General features: G+C 69.7%; 12 protein-coding genes. 4 read left to right on the top strand and 8 right to left on the bottom strand.

All coding sequences use genetic code 11. The features are described from left to right. The first annotated feature begins 143 nt into the window (after positions 1–143). The 3 genes from WME97_RS12315 (at position 144) to WME97_RS12305 (ending at position 7,993) form a co-directional block, all read left to right on the top strand. Positions 144–6,212 (top strand): AAA family ATPase, encoded by a 6,069-nt coding sequence (locus WME97_RS12315; protein WP_437552095.1) that lies wholly within the window; start codon positions 144–146, stop codon positions 6,210–6,212. A gap of 227 nt (positions 6,213–6,439) precedes the next feature. Next, complete coding sequence (locus WME97_RS12310) at positions 6,440–7,579, top strand: PAS domain-containing protein (protein WP_437552094.1); 1,140 nt, start codon at positions 6,440–6,442, stop codon at positions 7,577–7,579. 39 nt (positions 7,580–7,618) lie between these two features. Then, positions 7,619–7,993: a hypothetical protein gene (locus WME97_RS12305; protein WP_437552093.1), complete on the top strand. Its 375-nt coding sequence runs from the start codon at positions 7,619–7,621 to the stop codon at positions 7,991–7,993. 114 nt (positions 7,994–8,107) lie between these two features. Here the strand turns inward: WME97_RS12305 and WME97_RS12300 are convergent, their stop codons facing one another. Beyond that, on the bottom strand, positions 8,108–10,081 hold the full coding sequence (locus WME97_RS12300) for an SGNH/GDSL hydrolase family protein (protein ID WP_437552092.1): 1,974 nt from the start codon (positions 10,079–10,081) through the stop codon (positions 8,108–8,110). On the opposite strand from WME97_RS12300, the gene WME97_RS12295 reads away from it, so the two are divergent. Further along, the gene (locus tag WME97_RS12295; RefSeq protein ID WP_437552091.1) at positions 10,071–10,403 is read left to right on the top strand and encodes a hypothetical protein; all 333 of its coding nucleotides are present in this window, start codon (positions 10,071–10,073) and stop codon (positions 10,401–10,403) included. The two genes, WME97_RS12300 and WME97_RS12295, sit on opposite strands and share 11 nt — an antisense overlap. A 160-nt stretch (positions 10,404–10,563) precedes the next feature. On the opposite strand, the gene WME97_RS12290 is transcribed toward WME97_RS12295, so the two are convergent. The 7 genes from WME97_RS12290 to WME97_RS12260 all read right to left on the bottom strand — a co-directional run bounded on the left by WME97_RS12290 (position 10,564) and on the right by WME97_RS12260 (position 18,014). Beyond that, positions 10,564–10,794 (bottom strand): hypothetical protein, encoded by a 231-nt coding sequence (locus WME97_RS12290; protein WP_437552090.1) that lies wholly within the window; start codon positions 10,792–10,794, stop codon positions 10,564–10,566. Between the two features lie 281 nt (positions 10,795–11,075). Then, complete coding sequence (locus tag WME97_RS12285; protein WP_437552089.1) at positions 11,076–11,501, bottom strand: bleomycin resistance protein; 426 nt, start codon at positions 11,499–11,501, stop codon at positions 11,076–11,078. A gap of 224 nt (positions 11,502–11,725) precedes the next feature. Beyond that, positions 11,726–13,147: an IS701 family transposase gene (locus tag WME97_RS12280; RefSeq protein WP_437544868.1), complete on the bottom strand. Its 1,422-nt coding sequence runs from the start codon at positions 13,145–13,147 to the stop codon at positions 11,726–11,728. Positions 13,148–13,363: 216 nt separating this feature from the next. After that, on the bottom strand, positions 13,364–14,533 hold the full coding sequence (ribB, locus tag WME97_RS12275; RefSeq protein WP_437552088.1) for a 3,4-dihydroxy-2-butanone-4-phosphate synthase: 1,170 nt from the start codon (positions 14,531–14,533) through the stop codon (positions 13,364–13,366). 14 nt (positions 14,534–14,547) lie between these two features. Beyond that, entirely contained in the window at positions 14,548–15,486 is a 939-nt protein-coding gene (locus WME97_RS12270) for an aldo/keto reductase (protein WP_437552087.1), read from the bottom strand. Positions 15,487–15,574: 88 nt separating this feature from the next. Further along, positions 15,575–16,642 (bottom strand): ABC transporter substrate-binding protein, encoded by a 1,068-nt coding sequence (locus WME97_RS12265; RefSeq protein ID WP_437552086.1) that lies wholly within the window; start codon positions 16,640–16,642, stop codon positions 15,575–15,577. 130 nt (positions 16,643–16,772) lie between these two features. Continuing rightward, positions 16,773–18,014, bottom strand: coding sequence for a methyltransferase (locus WME97_RS12260; protein ID WP_437552085.1), 1,242 nt, complete (start codon positions 18,012–18,014; stop codon positions 16,773–16,775). Between the last annotated feature and the right edge of the window lie 5 nt (positions 18,015–18,019).

The raw sequence follows: 18,019 nt of genomic DNA, 5'->3' as shown, positions 1-18,019 counted from the left end.
CCCCGCCCAGAAGCGCAAACCTACTTTGGAGGTACGGGCGCGGTGACGGCGTTCGCGAGCCAGCGTGCGCCCGCTCAAGGCGATGGCGACGCGCGCTCGTCATGGAAGCATGCATCGTGCATTACTCGCATCTCAGGACTCCAGTGGGCACCAATCCCGTTTCCTCCAGTCATGGGTCTTCGTCCCATTACGCCATCATCGAGGTCCTCTACGAGGGTTCAGACACCGTTCTCTACCGGGCTGTACGCAAAGACGACGACCGTCCCGTGGTGCTCAAGGTCATCCGGCGCGACCACGCGAGCCCTCGCGCTCCCGAGCGGCTGCGCCACGAATACGAGGTCGCTCGGGCGCTCGGCACCACGGCGATCGTCATGCCCTATGCGCTCGAGATGCTCGGCGATCGGCCGGCGCTGGTCCTGGAGGATTTCGGCGGCGTGTCGCTCGATCGGCTCCAGAAAGGCCCGATGCCGCTCGAGCGCTTCTTCCCCCTCGCCATCCGCGTGGTCGAGGCGCTCGCCGCGCTGCATCGGCACGACGTCGTCCACAAGGACATCAAGCCTCAGAACGTGCTCCTCAACCCGGCCACGGGCGAGGTGAAGATCACCGACCTGGGGCTTGCGTCCCGGATACCCCGCGAGCTCCAGCACCTCGAGCACATCGGGCTCATCGAGGGGACCCTGGCCTACATGGCCCCGGAACAGACAGGCCGAATGAACCGCTGGATCGACCAGCGGACCGATCTGTACTCCCTGGGCGTCGTCTTCCACGAGATGCTGACGGGCACCCTACCGTTCCAGGCCGGCGATCCCGTCGCGTGGGTCTATTGCCACATCGCGCAGAAGCCTTCCCCGCCGAGCGCGCTCGTCCCTTCGATTCCCCCGCTCCTGTCCGCGGTCGTGCTCAAGCTGCTCTCCAAGGCCGCCGAGGAGCGTTACCAGAGCGCGGCCGGCCTGCGGCACGACCTGGACGAGTGCTTCGCAAGATGGCGGGCGACCGGCGCCATTCCGCCCTTCGCGCTCGGGGAGCGCGACCTCTCGGACCGGTTCCAGGTGCCGCAGCGGCTGTACGGCCGCGAGCGCGAGATCGAGACGCTGCTCGCCGCGTTCGAGCGGGTGGTGGCGCAGGGCCTGCCAGAGCTCGTGCTCGTGTCGGGCTACTCGGGCATCGGCAAGTCGTCGCTCGTCGCCGAGCTGCACCGGCCGGTGGTGAGGGAGCGCGGCTTCTTCCTGTCCGGCAAGTTCGAGCAAGCCGCGAAAGACGTCCCTTACCGCGCTTTCCACCAGGCGTTCCGGGCGCTTTTGCAGGAGATCCTCTGCGCGAGCGAGGAGCAGGTCGAGCGCTGGAGACAGCGTCTGCGGGAGGCCCTCGGCCAGAACGGGAGGCTGCTCGCCGAGGTGCTTCCCGAGCTCGAGCTGCTCCTCGGCCCGCAGCCGCCCGTGCCCGAGCTGCCGCCCACCGAGGCCCAGAGCCGGCTGCTCGCGACGCTCCAGCGCTTCGTCTCCGTGTGCGCCCAGAAGGAGCACCCCGTCGCGCTCTTCCTCGACGATCTGCAGTGGGCCGACGCGGGAAGCCTCCAGCTGCTCGAGCAGCTCGCCACCTACGCCGGGTCCGAGCACCTCCTCTTGATCGGCGCCTACCGCGACAACGAGGTCGGCTCTGCGCACCCCCTCCGGCTCACGCTGGCCGAGGCGCGGAAGCGCGGCGCCGCCGTCTCCGAGCTCGTCCTCGATGCGCTCTCGGCCGCCCACGTCGGGGCGCTCGTCGCCGAGGCGGTCCACGCGCCTGAAGCAGAGGTCGAGCCGCTCTCGCAGCTGGTGTACGAGAAGACCGGCGGCAACCCGTTCTTCGTGCTCCAGTTCCTGATCGCGCTGCACCAGGAGGGGCTCATCGCCTTTGACGCGGACGAGGGCAGGTGGCGGTGGGACATCGTCGCGATCCGCGACAAGGGGTTCACCGACAACGTCGTCGAGCTGATGGCGGGCAAGCTGAAGCGGCTCTCGGGTCCGACGCGGGACGCGCTCACGCTCGCCGCGTGCCTCGGCAGCAGCCTGGAGTTCGACACGCTCGCGGTGGTCGCGGGCCGTCCGGCGGAGGAGCTCCGCGACGCGCTCGAGGAGGCCGTGCGGGAGGGGCTGCTGCTCGGCCGGGGAAGGGCCTATCGATTCCTCCATGACCGGGTGCAGCAAGCCGCTTATTCGCTCATCCCGGCGGGACGGCTCGCCGAGATGCACCTGGGGATCGGCCGGCTGCTCCTCAGGGCGCAGCGCGCGGAGGAGCGCGACGAGGCGCTCTTCGACGTCGTCGGCCATCTCAACCGCGGCGCCGCGCTCCTGCGTTCCCGGGCGGAGCGGAACGAGGTCGCGGCGCTGAACCTCCGCGCCGGCAGGAAGGCCAAGGCGGCCGCGGCCTTCCAATCCGCCGCCACGCTCTTCGCGGCTGGCCTTTCCCTGCTCGCGCCGGCCTCGTGGGAGACACGTCACGAGCTCACCTACGGCCTGACCTTCGAGCGCGCGCACGTCGCGTACATCACCGGCGCCTTCGACGAGGCCGAGCGGCTGCTGGGAGAGCTCAAGGATCGCGCGAGGACCCGGCGCGAGACGGACGCCGTCGTCGAGCTCGTCGTCACGCTGAACGCCACCCGCGGCCAATGCAGCCGCGCGGTCGAGATTGGGCTCGCGTGGCTCCGCGCGTGCGACATCGATCTTCCGCTCCACCCCACCACGGCACAGATTGACGAGGAGACGAAGAGCGTCTGGCAGGCCCTGGGCGATCGGACCATCGAGGACCTGATCGACCTGCCCCCCATGACGGACCCGGAGATCGAGAGCACGATGGGCGTGCTGGAGGGCGTGGCCGTCTCTGCGGCCTTCGTGGACCCGGACCTGCACTATCTCATCGTCCTGCGCATGATCAAGCTCAGCCTGCGCCACGGCAACGCCGAGAGCTCCGCGCACGCGTTCGCCGCCTTCGCGAGGATGATCGGCCCGAAGTTCGGGCGATACCAGGAGGCCTATCGATTCGGCAAGCTCGGTCACGACCTGGCGGACAGGAGCGGCCGCCTCACCACGAAATCGTTGGTGTTCACCCTCTTCGGGCAGCAGGTCGTCTTCTGGACACGCCACTACCGAGAGACGTATCCGTACACGCGCGCCGGCTTCAGCGCCGCGGTCGAGTCCGGCGATCTGAACAACGCGTGCTTGAACTGCATCTGGGCCGCGCTGTTGCCGCTGCTCTCTGGCGAGCCGCTGGAGGACGTGCTTCACGGGGTCGAAGAGCGCCTCGGCTTCGTGCGGAGGGCCGGTTACGCGTTCCCGTACAGCGCCCTCGTCGGCGGCTACGCCATCATCCAGACGCTGCGCGGGAGGCCGGTCCGCTTCTCGATGCTGGACGGGTCCGAGCTGGATCCGCGGGCCTTCGAGGCGAAGCTGGACGAGGGGGATCTGCGGCTCGCTCGCCGCCACTATTACAGCTTGAAGGCGCAGGCGCTCTTCGTGCTCGGCTCTCCCAGGGAGGCGTCCGCGGCGGCGACCCGCGCGATCACCGAGCAGCCCTGGAGGACCCGGGCGCACGCGCTCCTCGCCGAGAGCTTCTATTTTCGCGCGCTCGCGCTCGCGGCCCTCTTCAACGCGCCGCACGGCGCGCACGAGGCGGGGCCCTCCCCGCTGCAGGCGCTCCCCGAAGAGCTCCTCGAGTGCGAGCGACAGCTCGGCGAGTGGGCCAGGAGCGGCCCCGACAACTTCCTTCACAAACACGCCCTGGTCCGCGCCGAGATCGCCCGGCTCCGGGGGCACGAGCCGGAGGCCATCCGGCGCTACGAGCAGGCCATCGCGGCGGCGCGGGAGGGCGGTTTCGTCCAGCACGAGGCCATCGCCTGCGAGCTCGCCGCGGGGTTCTACCGCGCGCGCGGCCTCTCGACGCCCGCCGACAGCTACCTGCGAAAGGCCCGCGCCGGCTATTTGACGTGGGGCGCCCACGCCAAGGTGGAGCAGCTCGATCAGCGCTATCCCCACCTCGCCGAGCGCAAGCCGATCGCCCCCACCGTCACCTTCGCCGTCCGGGCCGAGCAGTTCGACGTCCTGTCGGTGGTGAAGGCCGCGCAGAGCATCTCCGGCGAGCTCAAGCTCCCGCGGCTGCTCGAGACGCTGCTGCGTACCATGGTCGAGCACGCAGGCGCCGAGAAGGGGCATGTGCTCCTGCTCCGGGAGGATCGCCTGTCGACCGCGGCGACGCTCGAGGCGCCCGGGGGCGCGGTACGGGTGCTCGGTGCGGGCGAGGCGCAGTCGGCCGCGCTGCCAGAGGCCGTCCTCAACTATATTCGCCGGAGCCACGAGCGCGTGCTGCTCGACGACGCCGCCGCCCGGCATCTCTTCATGGACGACGAGTATTTCAGGCGCAAGCGCCCGAGATCGGTGCTGTGCCTCCCGATCGTGCGCGAGGCCAGGCTCATCGGCCTGCTCTATCTGGAGAACAACCTCGCCACCGGGGCGTTCACCCCCGGGCGGCTCAGCGTCGTCGAGCTGCTCGCCTCGCAGTCGGCGATCTCGCTGGAGAACGCGATGCTCTATGCCGACGTGGAGCAGGAGAACGCCGAGCGGCGGCGAGCAGAGCAGGCGCTGAAGGCCAACCAGGCAACCCTCCAGGCGATCGTCGACAACTCGGCGGCGGCCGTTTACCTCAAGGATCGCGAGGGCCGAATTCTGCTCGCCAACCGGCACGCGGCCAACCTCCTACGCCTGCCGAGCCATGAGCTCCTCGGAAAGACGGACGCCGACCTCTTTCCTGCTCCCATTGCCGAGATGGTCCGCGAGCACGAGCGGAAGGTGCTCGAGGCGGGTGCGCCGATGGAGTGGGAGGAGACGGTGCCGCTGGAGGATGGGCTGCACACGTTCCTGTCGATCAAATTCCCTCTCGGCGAGGGGGTCATGCCCGGCGTGCTCTGCGGCATCTCCACCGACATCACCGAGCGCAAGCGGGCCGAGCAGGCCGAGCGGTTCCTGGCCGAGGCGAGCCGCAAGCTGATGACGCTGGGGTACAGCGCGACCTTCGAGAGCGTGGCGCAGCTCCCGGTGCCCGAGCTCTCGGATCAGTGCGTCGTCGAGGTGCTCTCGGAGGACAGGACGCCGGGCCCGACGGCCGTCGCGGGGGTGCCCGGCGAGCAGCTGGAAGCGCTGAAGGACGCGCTGCGCGCTCTGGCCGCAGCGTCGCCGGCCGGATCCGAGGCGGGAGATGGCCGCGCAACGCCGCTGGTGCAGCAGGTGCATTCGCTCGACCCGCGGGTCAGGCCACCCTGGGAGCGGCTCGGCGTCCACGCGTTCCTGCGGGTTCCGCTGCTCGCGCGCGACCGGTACTTCGGCGTCATGACCTTGCTGGCGACCGCGCCCGAGCGCCGCTGTGGCCCCGCCGACCTGCGGCTGGCCGAGGAGCTCGGGCGCCGCGCGGCGCTCGTGCTCGACAACGCCCGCCTGTACACCGAGGCCCAGGAGGCGATCGAGCGGCGGGACGAGTTCCTCGTCGTCGCCTCTCACGAGCTCAAGACCCCGCTGACCTCGCTGCAGATGCAGGCGCAGAGCTTCGAGCGACTGCTGCGCCGCCGCTCGCTCGCGGACGTCCCCCCGGAGCGGATCGAAGCGATGTTCCGTATCCTCGGCCGCCAGACGTCGCGGCTCGGGCGCCTGATCGACGAGCTGCTCGACGTCACGAGGATGAACGCCGGGCGGCTGACGCTCAGGCGGGCGCCGGTCGATCTGGCGGCGCTGGTGGGTGAGGTCGTCGAGCGGATGCGCCCCCAGCTCGCGGACGCCCGCTGCCCGACGCAGCTGGATCTGGGAGCGCCCGTGGTCGGGCACTGGGATGCGGATCGCCTGGAGCAGGTCGTCGTCAACCTCCTGTCGAACGCGATGAAGTACGGCGCAGGTAGGCCTATCCATATCGGCGTGCGGCGGCAGGCCGATCGCGCGCTGCTCGTGGTCCGGGATGAGGGGATCGGGCTCGCGGAGGCCGATCAGGGCAGGATCTTCGAGCGCTTCGAGCGCGCGGTGTCGGTACGCAACTTCGGCGGCCTCGGCCTCGGGCTCTACATCGCACGTTCGATCGTGGCGTCGCACGGCGGCTCCATTCGGGTGGAGAGCAAGCCGGGCGCTGGCGCGACATTCGTGGTGGCGCTCCCGTTGAGCCCGCCGGAGGCCGACGAGCGCGGCATCGCGCCGGCCTAGCTAGACACCGCAGCCGTGCTCCTTCGCCTCCGCGCCCACGCCACTGCCCAGCCCGTGGGCGACGCTCCACCAAGGGGACATGGTGTGACATGGCATGCCAGAGTGGGAGCCGCCATGCCACGAATTCGCTCGACGGATGAAGAACGTTCAGGTTCAATTCCGTTGGTATGCAAGTTTCTACCGGATTGCAGCAGGGCATCGAAGCCGTGAAGCTTGCGAGCAAGCGAGTGCGCCTCGTTGAGCGGGCGCCGCTTGCGATCGTCGAGTATGGCCGCGATCTCACGATCGAGGACTGGAACGAGGCGGCTGGACGGCTGCTCGGCTATGCGCGGGAAGAGGCACTCGGCCAGCGCATGGATCAGCTGCTACCCGTACCTGGCGACCCGGACGCCTGGCGGCGGCTCCTCGGCGAGAACGACGCCGTGCCCCGGGTGTGGGCCCACGCCCGCAAGGGCGGCGACGAGGCACTCTTCGAGTGGAGCTACGAGCACCTCCTCGACGAGCGCGGCGAGGTGAGCAGCGTTGGGGTCTTCGGGCAACGTGTGACGGAGCAGATCGAAAAGCGCCGCCTTTACGAGGAGAAGGAGCGGATCCTACACACGATCACACAGGCTCTGCCGAGCGTCCTCTGGGCCGTCAATCGCGCCGGGATCTTCACGCTCCACGAGGGCAAAGCGCTCGATCGGGCTGGGCTTGCGCAGGGCCAGCACATCGGCAAGAGCGCGTTCGAGCTCTACGCGGAAAGCGTCGAGGGGAATGAAGTGCTGCGGCGGGCGCTCGCCGGCGAGCCGAACCACTCGCTCACTCAGGCGCACGGGCTGTTCTGGGAGAACTGGCAGCTACCGATCCGAGGCGAGCATGGCGAGGTGCACGGGGTCGTCGGCTTCTCGCTGGACGTCACCGACGTAAAGACCAAGGAGCTGGAGTTACGGAATCAGCTGGAGCTCATCGAGCGGCAGCAGCAGGTCATCCGCGACCTGTCAACTCCTATCATCCAGGTCTGGGACGGCGTGCTCACCCTGCCCATGGTCGGGATGGTGGACAGCGCGAGGACCGCGGATGTGATGGACGTCCTGCTCGACGCGATCACGCGTACCCGCGCGCGTTACGCCATCCTCGACCTCACCGGCGTCGAGGTGGTGGACACGAAGACCGCGAGCTACCTGATCGAGCTCGTCCGTGCCATCCGGCTCCTGGGCGCGGAGGGCATCGTCACGGGCATCCGGTCGAACGTCGCACAGACCATCGTTGCGCTCGGGCTCGATCTGGCCGACATTGCCACCTTCGGGAACCTCCGGGCGGCGCTCCAGCACTGCATCCGGGGGATGAACAAGGAGCATGCGGCGAGCGCGCCGCAGCAGCGATGATGTCGCCGCGCGCGACGCCATGAGTGACGGCAAGGCTGGATGCTCGCGGCCACGTACAGCTACCAGCGCGGCCAGCTCGCGGGCGGAGAGCGGCTGATCAACGCGCCGGAGCGCCTCGCGTCGCTTCGCGGCGTCGTCCCGGTGGTGGAGCGGCTCGCCTCCGCGGAGCTCCGGATCAACCTGGAGGCGCCCCGGCGCATCGCCCGCAGCTCGGCCGACGAGACCGCGGGCGCGATCGTCGCGGACCTCACGGTGTCCGGGGAGCTCCAGCGCTTCCACAGCCGCTATGTGATCGGCATCTACAACGCGATGGACACGCGGTACGACTACCCGGCCGCGGAGAGCTACCTCTCGGCCACGAGCCGGCAGAACGGCAGGACCTTCCTCGCCGAGATCACCGTCAGCTATCCATAGCTCCGCGCGTTAAATGTGCTGCTGCGCGCGGGTCTGCAGCGGCCGGGAGACGCTGACCACGCGGACACGCTCGAGCCACGCGGAAAAGAGCAAACGGTCTGCCAGACGCCGCCGTCACGGGGTGCTGTACTCGTGCCGGAAGCGGCGGAACAGGTTCCTGACCGCGCTCGCCGAGGGGACGCCGGAGACCGCGAGCGCCTCCAGGATGGTGCCGTCATGCGGGAAGCTGCTCTGGCTGTCTCCGCCGAGCGTAAGCCCGGTCACCGTCACGTTGTTCAGCGACACCGTGGTCGAAGCGCCGTCGATGAGGATCGCTGAGCTGGCCCCATTCACGATCACGCCCACGGCGTGCGCCACGAGTGGGTTATACCCGGCGACCTGCCTGGTCACCGCGCCGTCGCTGAAGGCCAAAGAGGTGGCCGTGTTGTTGTAGAGCAGCGCCCCTGAGCTAGCGCTCGTCCTTCCGATAATGGCACCGAGGGCCGTGGAATTCTTCTTGAACACGGCGAACAGGGCATAAGGCGCGGCGAGAGAAATCCCGTTCAGTCGATACTGCTGCAGGATGTTAGAAAACGAGATTGCCGGTGCGTGGTTGAGGCCGTCGATCTCGAACGCTGCGGGGCTCCCTGGGAACTGGATCGTCCAGTGTCTCGAGTTCCCGCTCCGGTCAACGGCCTGGCCAATCCCGAGCGGCAACCTCCAATAATGCAGGTTGCTGTACGTGGCAGAAGGGAACGTGAGCGTGATCCCGGTCGTACCAAGCGCAACAACGCCGCTCGACGGCACCAGGACATTGTTCTCTGCCCACACGCCACCGCCGTGGACGCTCCAGTCGAACCTCGCGGTACCGCGCGGCCCCCCCAGGACCATCTCGACATGCAGCAAGCCAGTGACCGTCGACGTGCCGGCAGCGGTCAGGGCAGGCGGTGCGGAGCCGAACCCGGTGGGCGTCCCGGTCACGGCTCCACCGGGGAGGTCAAACCCGGCTTTGACCCAGGTAAAGAGCCCCGGAAGATGGTTCGGGCTGAACGGGAAGGCGTCCCCGGCGCATATCGCCGTCATCTTCTCCTGCCCTTTTTCGTTGGGATGAACGGTGTCCGCCGCGTTGTGCGCAGCCGCCGCCTCCGCCGTCCACGCGGAATCGGCATAGATCACCTCGCCCCACGGAGCGAGCGCGGCGACCGCCGCAGCCTCCGCATCGCGCTGCGAGTCCCAGGACGTGCCGGCGACGTCGTTCTCGGTCACCTCGCGCGTGTAGGTCATGGCGCGCACCACCACGCGCGGATCGGCCTCTTTGATCGCGTTCGCGAGGTCGACCTTGAACTGAACCAAGTTCGCGGCCGTCGTCTTCTGGTTGGCGAAGTCGTTCCTTCCGATCTGGACAATCACCTCGTCGGGACGGTTCGCCAGAATCTTTCTGGCGAGCGCGCGGCACGCAGCAACGGAAGGCGTCGCCGTCCCGGTAAGATGCACGAGGCCATCCCCACCGCTGCCATGGGTCATGAACTCGAGGCCCTTGCGTTGCATCTGGAGCTGCCACGACGTCATGCCAGAGAACGCGGTGTACGCGCCCGCGCCCTTCGAATCGACGATGGCGATGATCACGCGAGCCCGGGGAGGTGTGACATCGAACATCGATGCGCCTGGCACGTAGATCCCACCAGGGAAAACGCCGATGTTCTCGCCACGGATGGCGACCAGCGACGCCGTGTACGGTGATGCCATCTGAGGACCAGAATAGACTCTGATCTTGCGCGGCACGGCGCTGCGTGCGGCCGGAACGCTCACCCTGCTGAACGTGGTCGAGTTCCACGCCACGGGGAGCACCGGATCGATGGGCTCGCCGTCGGCCCAGACGGACGGATACGACCGGTTTCCGTTTCGTCGGTTCACCGTGTCGTAATACTCGACGTCAAAGACGTCGGCGTCGGTGGACAACGCGTAATACGCCAGGTTGGACATCTGGAGATGTCGAGGGTTGCGCCAGGCAGTGAGCTTTTCGTACCCCGCCTCGCTGGAGCCGTGGAGCAGCGCCGGGTGCACGTCCAGACGGTAGAAGTCGGGGTAGAGGACCCCCGTGGCGTCCACCGGGCGAATGCGGAGCCTGCCGCACAGGAACGTGGCCTGCGTCGCGCCGCTGCGAACGACGACCCGCGCGCGGTACGACAGCCCCGCGGTGACCGCGAGCGATGGCGTGATGCAGTCCGTCGGGGAGCTCGTGGGCGTGAACGACGCCGACATCAGGACGGAGGAGCCCACCGCGTCCAGGATCTGGAGCTGGAACGCGCCGGAGCTCCCGACCCCTGACGGGAGCGACACCCTGTCGAGCTCGAGGCGCACCGCGGGGACCTCGGACGGGACCGCGAACCAGCGCTCCTTCATCGCGCCGTCCGGCGCAGCCTGGTCGTGATTCACCCAGATCAGGCTGCGTTGCCCGTCGGCGTCGACCCCCGCCAGGGGCAGGCACCGCGGGGCCAGGTGCGGCCGCTCCACGTGCCAGGCCATCGACTCGAGTCGCCCGGGGCCGAGCGAGTTCCGATCCACGTGCAGCCCGGCCGGATACGCGAGGCTCATGTGGTGCTCCGCGCGAGCTGACAGGCGTGCTCCCAGCCCGGGCCGACGTTGGTCCACATGCGCGTCGCTCCCGCGGACGCCTCGGTGATGACCGCCAGGACTCCGAGCTGCGGACCTTCGATCTCGATCGCGCGACATCGAGCATCGACACCCTCCGCCGGGATGGGATCGGGGAGCTCGAACTCCTCCCCATCCGGCGGCACACCGATTGAGTCAGGATCTGCCATGGCACGTTGTCTACTATACAGTGCCAATCCTGTCGAGGTCGCCCGTCAGGCGTCCGATGCCGGGACGCCGGCGTGGCGGGGGTCGGCGGAGGCGGCGACGGAGGGGGCCTCTCGAGCGCGCGGGGGCGGAGGGCCGCCCTTGCTCAGGTTCGGGGCCACGACCCCATGGCGCGTGGCCATGTCGTCCGCCTCCTCCTGGTCCACGTCGACCCCCGCAGCGCAATCTCTCTTCGCTCGCGCGACAGATCCATGGCCGGATTTCTGACACGCGGAGAGAGCGATCAAGAGCGCAGAGGGCGCTGGCCCAGGTCGGTAAAGAACCGCAGGAGATAGCCGTCGGGGTCGGCGACGACGAACTGGCGGTTGCCGAGCTCCGTGTCGCCCTCGCGGTACCACCTCTCCTCGAAGGGGATCACGATCTGGAAGCCGCCTGCGCGCACGCGCTCGTACAGCGGCGTGACGTCGGAGACCTCGATCTGAAAATTGACGCCGCGTCCGTAAGGATGCTCCAGCGGCGCGGTGCGGAACCTGCGGCCCGGCCCCGCCGCCTCCTGCAGCATGAGCTGCGCGCCCTCGAGGTCGATGAAGGCAAATCGCTCCTCGGGCCTCTCGTACCGCAGCGTGCAGCCGATGACACCGACGTAAAAGCCGAGCGAGGCGCCGAGATCCGCCACGTCGAGCTCCGGTATGAGCTTCTGCCCGCTCATGGTCCTTCCCCTCGAGATCGACCGATGGATCGAGCGGAGCCGCGGTTCATCGGGCAGAGCCTAGTACTACAGCCGCGGTTAGGGAGCCCGGGCGCGGGCGCTCGGCCGGTTGCGGCGGCGCCGGTAGCAGCAGGCGCGAGCCTGAGCGCGCTTTCGGCGTCGCCACCATGACCATGCCCATCGGAACTCGGGCGAATGGGCGGGCAACGGAAGCACCAGCTCCATTAGGCGACGGACTTCGGGAATGCTCCAGGGCGCCAGCGTCGGCGGAGCGTCGCTTTCTTCGGGCGTGGCGCGCTTTTTTTCCCCGACGTGTCAAGCGCCGCCTTCTGCATGCGCTCGGCGTTCTTTCCCGGCCCCGGGCGCGCCGCTTTGGGCACGAACTCGGGGCTCATCGCCGGGGCGTACGGGAACGCGCCCTCCGCGGGAAGCTTCGCGCGCACGAAAGCCAACCACGCCAGGGCCATCATCCCGAGCGTGATGTACCGATGCCAGCTCGGCCACGTGCGGACCTCGTAGTGGTCGAGGCCGACGTCATCCTTCGCCTCCTCGAAGCACTGCTCGATCGTGTAACGCGTGGAGGCCACGTGCGCGAGCGTTGCCAGCGGCGTGGCGGCTCCAGCGTTGGACAGGTAGTAGGCCACTTCAGACGGATTCGAGACCGAGCGGCGAGCCAGGAGCCAGATCTCGTCGGTCGGTAAGCGCCGACGACTGTCGACGACGCGCGCGCGGGCCCAGTCGTACTCGATGGGTCCCTTCTCGCCTTGATGGACGGCAAGGCGATGCCATTGCTTCGGCGACCACTGCGCGACCACCTTCGCCACAGTGGAGGCGTGCGGCGCGCCCGGTGCAAGACGAGTGCGCGTGCGGAGCGGACCACGAGGGTGTTCGCGTTCGGTAGGGGGCTCCGCAACCTCCGGTCGCTCGGGCCACACCGGCGTGCTCGAGACGACCGCGAGAACATACCGATGGCCCTGCGCGGCGATGCCATCGCGAAGCACGGGGTCGTCCCCGTAGACTTCATCGCCGGCGACCCACGCCATCGGTACACCTCGCTGCCAGGCGCCATGCAGCATCTGCATCGCCAGCTGCGGCTTGGTCCGGAACGCGACATCCTCCGGAACGTGAGCGTCCTGCCTCCGCTCCGGATCGCTGCACCACGATCCTGGCAAGTAAAGACGACGGTCAAGGATCACATGTCCACGTGGGCCGTTGTAGCTGAGGAACACACCGATCTGGCAGTTCTCGATCTTGCCTGCCGTCCCACTGTATTGCCGCGCAACGCCGACGGACTTGGTGCCTTTCTTAAGGAAGCCCGTTTCGTCCAGTACGCCGATGCCCTGCGGATCGCCGAACTGCTCGATCGTGAAGTCCATCAGCAGATCGCGCGCCGCGTCCGCGCTCCAGTCCGCACTGTACATCAGCCGCTGCACGCGATCGGGCGTCGGATCCCCGATGGCCTCGGCCAGCTGCCAACCGTTCCGGCGCGCCACCGGCCCCATCAGCGAGCGCACGTACTTGATCGCCTGTTCGCGCGGCTCGCTGCGCGCGAACAGCCCCGCGAATCGCGCGTGAAATGCCTCAAAATCTGCTGCCAGCGCGTCCCACGCGGCCGCTGCTGGCAGCCCGCTTGCCCCCGGATCCATGGGCGGATCCTGGGTCCAACTAGATCGATGTCGAGGTGCGGCTGTAGTACTAGAACACCGAGCACGTTGAAACCCGGAGAATTTTCACAGGGAGGCGGGGAGGCGGGGAGGAAGAAAAAAAAATGAATTTCTCCCTCTTGCCGTCTCTCGCTCCCCGCCTCCCCGTCTCCCTGTGAAATTCCTGCTTTTTCTCGTGGTTTCAACGCGTTTGTCGCTCTAGCTCACAACGGAGACATCCACGCTGGGTTGGATCACCGACGAGGTGCCGCCATGCCCCGAAATCGCTGTCCGCCCGCGCCGCGGCGGCGGCGCGCCGGGGCCCCCCAGCTGCGTCACAGGCTCGCCCGTCTCGAGGTCGATCTCCTTCTTCGGCCCGTCGGGCCAGGGCGCCCTCGAGTCGAGGAGCGTCGCCCGGCGAACCCCGAGCGCCACGAGCTCGCGCGCGGCCACGGCGAGCTCGAGCCCCAGGGTGACGTCGGCTCCCGCGGATGTCGGCTCGGCCGGCGGAGGCACATAGACGACCGCGCCGGCGCCGGCGGCCTCGATGTCTCGCAGGGCATCGAACAGATGGGCGTCGCCGAGGAGGTCCGAGACGAGCGCGGCGCGGTGGGTGTACACGATGGCGGGGTCGCCGGCGTGCGCCGGCGCGCCGTGCGTCAGGAGGAGCAGCTGCCTCTCGCGACGTAGCGTGTACGTGTGCGCCCGCCACTCGCCGCTCAGGCCTGCGGGCCGGAACGGGGCGCTCCGGACGCGCGCGGCGACGTCCTCGCTCCGCACCCGGTGGCGGACGAGGTCGTCGATGGAGACGAGCGGCAGCCCCTGTCTCGCCCCGAAGCGCGCGAGGTCCCGGCGGCGCGCCATCGTCCCGTCGTCATTCAGGATCTCGCAGATGACGGCCGCCGGCAGCGCACCGGCGAGGCGCGCCAGGTCGACCGCGCCCTCGGTGTGCCCCTCGCGCTCGAACACGCCATCTCGGCGCGCCCGCAGCGGGAACACGTGCCCTGGCGACACCACGTCCCGCGGCGACGCATCCCGCGCGATCGCGGCCGCGACGGTGCGCGCGCGGTCGCGGGCGCTGATGCCGGTCGTGACGCCCTCGCGCGCCTCGATGCTCACCGTGAACGCCGTCGACCGGCGCTCGCCGGGCCGGGTCGCCATGAGCGGCAGCCCGAGGCGGTCCACCTGGTCCTCGGTGAGGGCCAGGCAGATCAGCCCCCGGCCGTGGGTCGCCATGAAATTGATGGCGGCCGGCGTCGCGTGCTCCGCCAGGACGACGAGATCTCCCTCGTCCTCGCGCGCCTCGTCGTCGACGAGGATCACCATGCCACCGGACCGGAGCTGCTCGACGGCAGCCTGAACACGCAACGTGGATGTCGAAACAGCCATGGATCCCTCTTCGCTCAGCGGGCCGGGAGCGGCGCCAGTCGATCGATCTCTTCCAGATCGGCCCCGGTCAGCCGGAAGCCCACGGCGGCGGCGTTCGCGCGCACCTGCTCCGGCGACGTCGCGCCGGCGATCACGGAGGCCACCGCGGGCCGGCTGGCGAGCCACGAGAAGGCCAGCTCCAGCAGCGTGTGGCCCCGGGACGCCGCGTAGGCGTCGAGCGCCGCGGCGGTCTGCCGGTTCCGCTCGGTCAGGAAGCGCGCGGAGAGCGCCGTGTCCTGCGACGAGAGCCGCGCGCCGACGGGCGCCGGGCCGTCGGGCCGGTACTTGCCGGAGAGCAGCCCGCTCGCCAGCGGGAAATAGGGCAGAAAGGCGATCCCGAGGCGCTTGCTGTCCGAGAGCACCTCCCGCTCGGGCTCGCGCTGGAGCAGGCTGTACTCGTTCTGGACGCTCACGAAGCGCGCTTTCCCCGGGCGGGTGGCCTCCTCCGCGACGCGGATCTGCGCGGCCGAGAAGTTGGAGCTGCCGATCTCGCGCACCTTGCCGGCGCGGACCAGCGCGTCGAGCGCCTCCAGCGTGTCCTCGATCGGCGTCTCGGGATCGGGGCGGTGCAGCTGGTAGAGATCGATCCAGTCGGTGCCCAGCCGGCGCAAGCTGTCCTCCACGGCGCGCTGGATGTACGCCGGCCGCGCGCCGCCCCTGCGCTCGTCGTCGAGCAGGACGCCGAACTTGGTCGCGATGATCACCGAGCTCCGCCGGCTCCCGAGGGCCTTGCCGAGCAGCTCCTCGCTCCGCGTGCCGCCGTAGACGTCCGCCGTGTCGAAGAAGTTGATGCCGGCGTCCAGCGCCGCGCCGACGACCGCCGCCGTCCTCTGCTCGTCGATTCGACCGCCGAAGTTGTTGCAGCCGAGGCCCACGACGGACACCTCGAGCGATCCAATCCGCCTCTTCTCCATCAGGTCATTCCTTGCAGCGTGGTGGGATCCAGCGGGTCGCCGGCGCCGGCGGGGCGGGCCGCACCACGCGACCCGCGCCCCCGGGCCGTCAGCCCTTCGGCTTGCCGTTCGCGTCCCACTCGGCCCAGAAGCGCTCGAGTCCGGTGTCCTTCAGCGCCCGGTTAAGGAAGCGCCGATCGGTCCAGGGCTCGACCTCGAACGTGCTCCTGATCAGGCCGTACTTCTTCGAGTCGGCGACCGCCGACTTGTACCGGGCGATGGCGTACTCGTCGAGCAGCGGGCTGGCGTTCTGCTTCATGTCCTCGCCCTGCTGCGCTTCCTTGTAGTTCGCGAAGGGCGTGCCCGACTTCGACCACAGCTGGAATGCCTGCGTGCGGTTCTTCTCGTCCGCGACCCACGCCGCTGATTTCACCGCGAGCGTGATGATCTTCTGCACGACGTCGGGGTATTCGTTGATGAAGTCCTCCCGCGCGATGATGCCTGAATTGCTCGGGTAGGTCGGGGAATCCCCCTTCGTCGTGTAGACGATCTTCGCGATCCCCTGGTCGCGCAGCGAGAGATAATCCGTGCCGCCGAACACCGCGTCGATGTCCTTCGTGGCGATCGCCGCCTTCGCGGTGGAGGCATCCATGCTGATGGACCGGATGTCCTTCTCGCTCAGCCCGTGGCCCTCGAGGATCCGGTTCGCGGACAGCTGCGAGGCCGTGCCCTTCTGGAAGGCCACCTTCTTGCCGCGCAGATCCTTGACGCCGCTGATCGGCGAGTCGGCGGGCACCACGAGGTAGGCGTGTCCGCGCCGGCTGGCGCTGGCCAGGAGCCGCGTCTTGAGGCCGCTCGCCCGACCGACGACGGAAGGCAGGTGACCGTGGGTCCAGATGTCGAGCAGGTTGTTCGCGACCGCCTCGTTCACGGCGGGGCCGGCGCCGCGGAAGAAGTTCCACTTCACCTCGATGCCGTCCTTCTTGAACTCCTCGGCCAGGATCCCCTGGAGGTGCAAGAGGGAGAAGAAGCTTCCTCCGGTGACGGGGCGATTGCCCACGCCGACGCCGGGCACCCCGACGCGGATCACGCTGGGCCCGGCGGCCCGGGCCCTGCCTGCCAGAAGCGCTGCCGACACCGCTGCAGCGGCGCCTCCCAAGAACTGACGTCTTTGCATGGCGCCGTGATGTGCACCGTGCGTGCCATTCCATGAAACCCTTGGAATCCAGGGGCTGCCGCGAGGCGCTGTTGCCAGGGAAGCACCCGATCCGCAGGGGTGCTGGCGACCGGCCCACCGCGGGGCCGCGTCAGCCGCCGAGCCCTCCCGGGCGGGCGCTCGCGAAGATCGCGACGTTCCTCGGCGTCACCTCGGGCTCGAACACGATGGCCGCCTCGACCTCGTGCCCTCGCTCGCCGAGGGCACTCGCGCGATCCAGCGCGACCGCGACCTCCGTGAGCCGGGCCAGGAGCGCGCGCGGCAGCGTGAGCCGGCGCATCTGGCCGAACGCCGCGCGCGCCGCGACCTCGCGCTCGCGGAGCTCGGCCTCGGTCGCCGGGCCGAGGCCCCGCAGCGCGAGCGCCCTCGCCGCGAGATCGCGCAGCCCGCCGTGCGCGCGCCGCCGGTTGATGCCGCGCATCTCCTCGCCCAGGGCGACGTCGAGCCCGCGGCCGCGGAGCAGCGACAGCAACGCGTGCCGCCGCTCGCGGGCCAGAAGCTCCTCGTCCAGGCTGGCCTCGACCCCCGCCGGGCGCGCCGTCAGGTTGGTGAGCCCCAGCGCCTCGCGCTTCAGGACGAGCCCCGCCGCCCTGGCCGCGGCCGAGAGCGGGGCGCGGGCCGGCGCGCCGATCTTCTGAAGGCAGCACGAGACGAGCGCCAGATCGCAGGGCGCCTCGGCCGCCGCCGTCACCGTGCGGTCCCCGAGCTCGCCGCAGGCGTGCAGGCCGACCGCCAGGTCGTCCGGAGCGAACGCCAGCGCCTGCTCGAAGGCGTCGAACGCCACGAAGCGCGCCCGCCCCCCGGCGGCCAGCGCGGAGGCGGTGGCCACGCGGTCGGGCTCGCGCTCCAGGCCGATCGCATCGCGGTCGAAGCGCGCGGCGGCGAGGCGAGTGAAGTGGCCGTGCCCCGCCCCCACGTCGACCAGGCGGCGGGCACGCGCGGCCATGGGGGCCACGGCGCCGAGCAGGGCCTCCAGCTGGAGCCGCTTGCGCGCGGGCACCGCCCGGAGCTCGTCCAGCGACGCCGGCGGGAGCGGCTCGACCGGCCGCCGCGGCAGCTTTGCGGCCTCGTCCGCGGCCCGCGCCAGGGCCACGAGGCTCGGGGGCGGGCGATCGAGGCCGTCGATGCACGCGGCGAGCCCCTCGGCCTCGCAGCGGGCGAGCTCGGCGTCGGAGAGCGCCAGGAGGAAGCCCGTCCAGCCCCGCGCCTCGCACCACGCCGGCGGCGGCCCCTCGTCGACGCGGGCCTCGACGATGTCGAGCGCCGGCACGAGCACCTCGAGGGCGCGCGCGAGGCGCTGGGCGACGGAGGGAGGCGTGAGCGACGGGGGCATGCGCG

Origin of the sequence: Sorangium sp. So ce367 (assembly GCF_051520455.1) — a bacterium.
Classification (GTDB): domain Bacteria; phylum Myxococcota_A; class Polyangia; order Polyangiales; family Polyangiaceae; genus Sorangium; species Sorangium cellulosum_B.
The sequence above is the reverse complement of the archived record's forward strand: the minus strand, read 5'-3'. Positions and strand labels throughout refer to the sequence as shown.

Bases quoted from the DNA above. Each gene is read 5' to 3' on its own strand.
- WME97_RS12285 (WP_437552089.1), bottom strand. From the start codon at position 11,501: ATGAGCGGGCAGAAGCTCATACCGGAGCTCGACGTGGCGGATCTCGGC.
- ribB (WP_437552088.1), bottom strand. From the start codon at position 14,533: ATGGCTGTTTCGACATCCACGTTGCGTGTTCAGGCTGCCGTCGAGCAG.
- WME97_RS12265 (WP_437552086.1), bottom strand. From the start codon at position 16,642: ATGCAAAGACGTCAGTTCTTGGGAGGCGCCGCTGCAGCGGTGTCGGCA.
- WME97_RS12260 (WP_437552085.1), bottom strand. From the start codon at position 18,014: ATGCCCCCGTCGCTCACGCCTCCCTCCGTCGCCCAGCGCCTCGCGCGC.
- WME97_RS12290 (WP_437552090.1), bottom strand. From the start codon at position 10,794: ATGGCAGATCCTGACTCAATCGGTGTGCCGCCGGATGGGGAGGAGTTC.
- WME97_RS12305 (WP_437552093.1), top strand. From the start codon at position 7,619: ATGCTCGCGGCCACGTACAGCTACCAGCGCGGCCAGCTCGCGGGCGGA.
- WME97_RS12270 (WP_437552087.1), bottom strand. From the start codon at position 15,486: ATGGAGAAGAGGCGGATTGGATCGCTCGAGGTGTCCGTCGTGGGCCTC.
- WME97_RS12280 (WP_437544868.1), bottom strand. From the start codon at position 13,147: ATGGATCCGGGGGCAAGCGGGCTGCCAGCAGCGGCCGCGTGGGACGCG.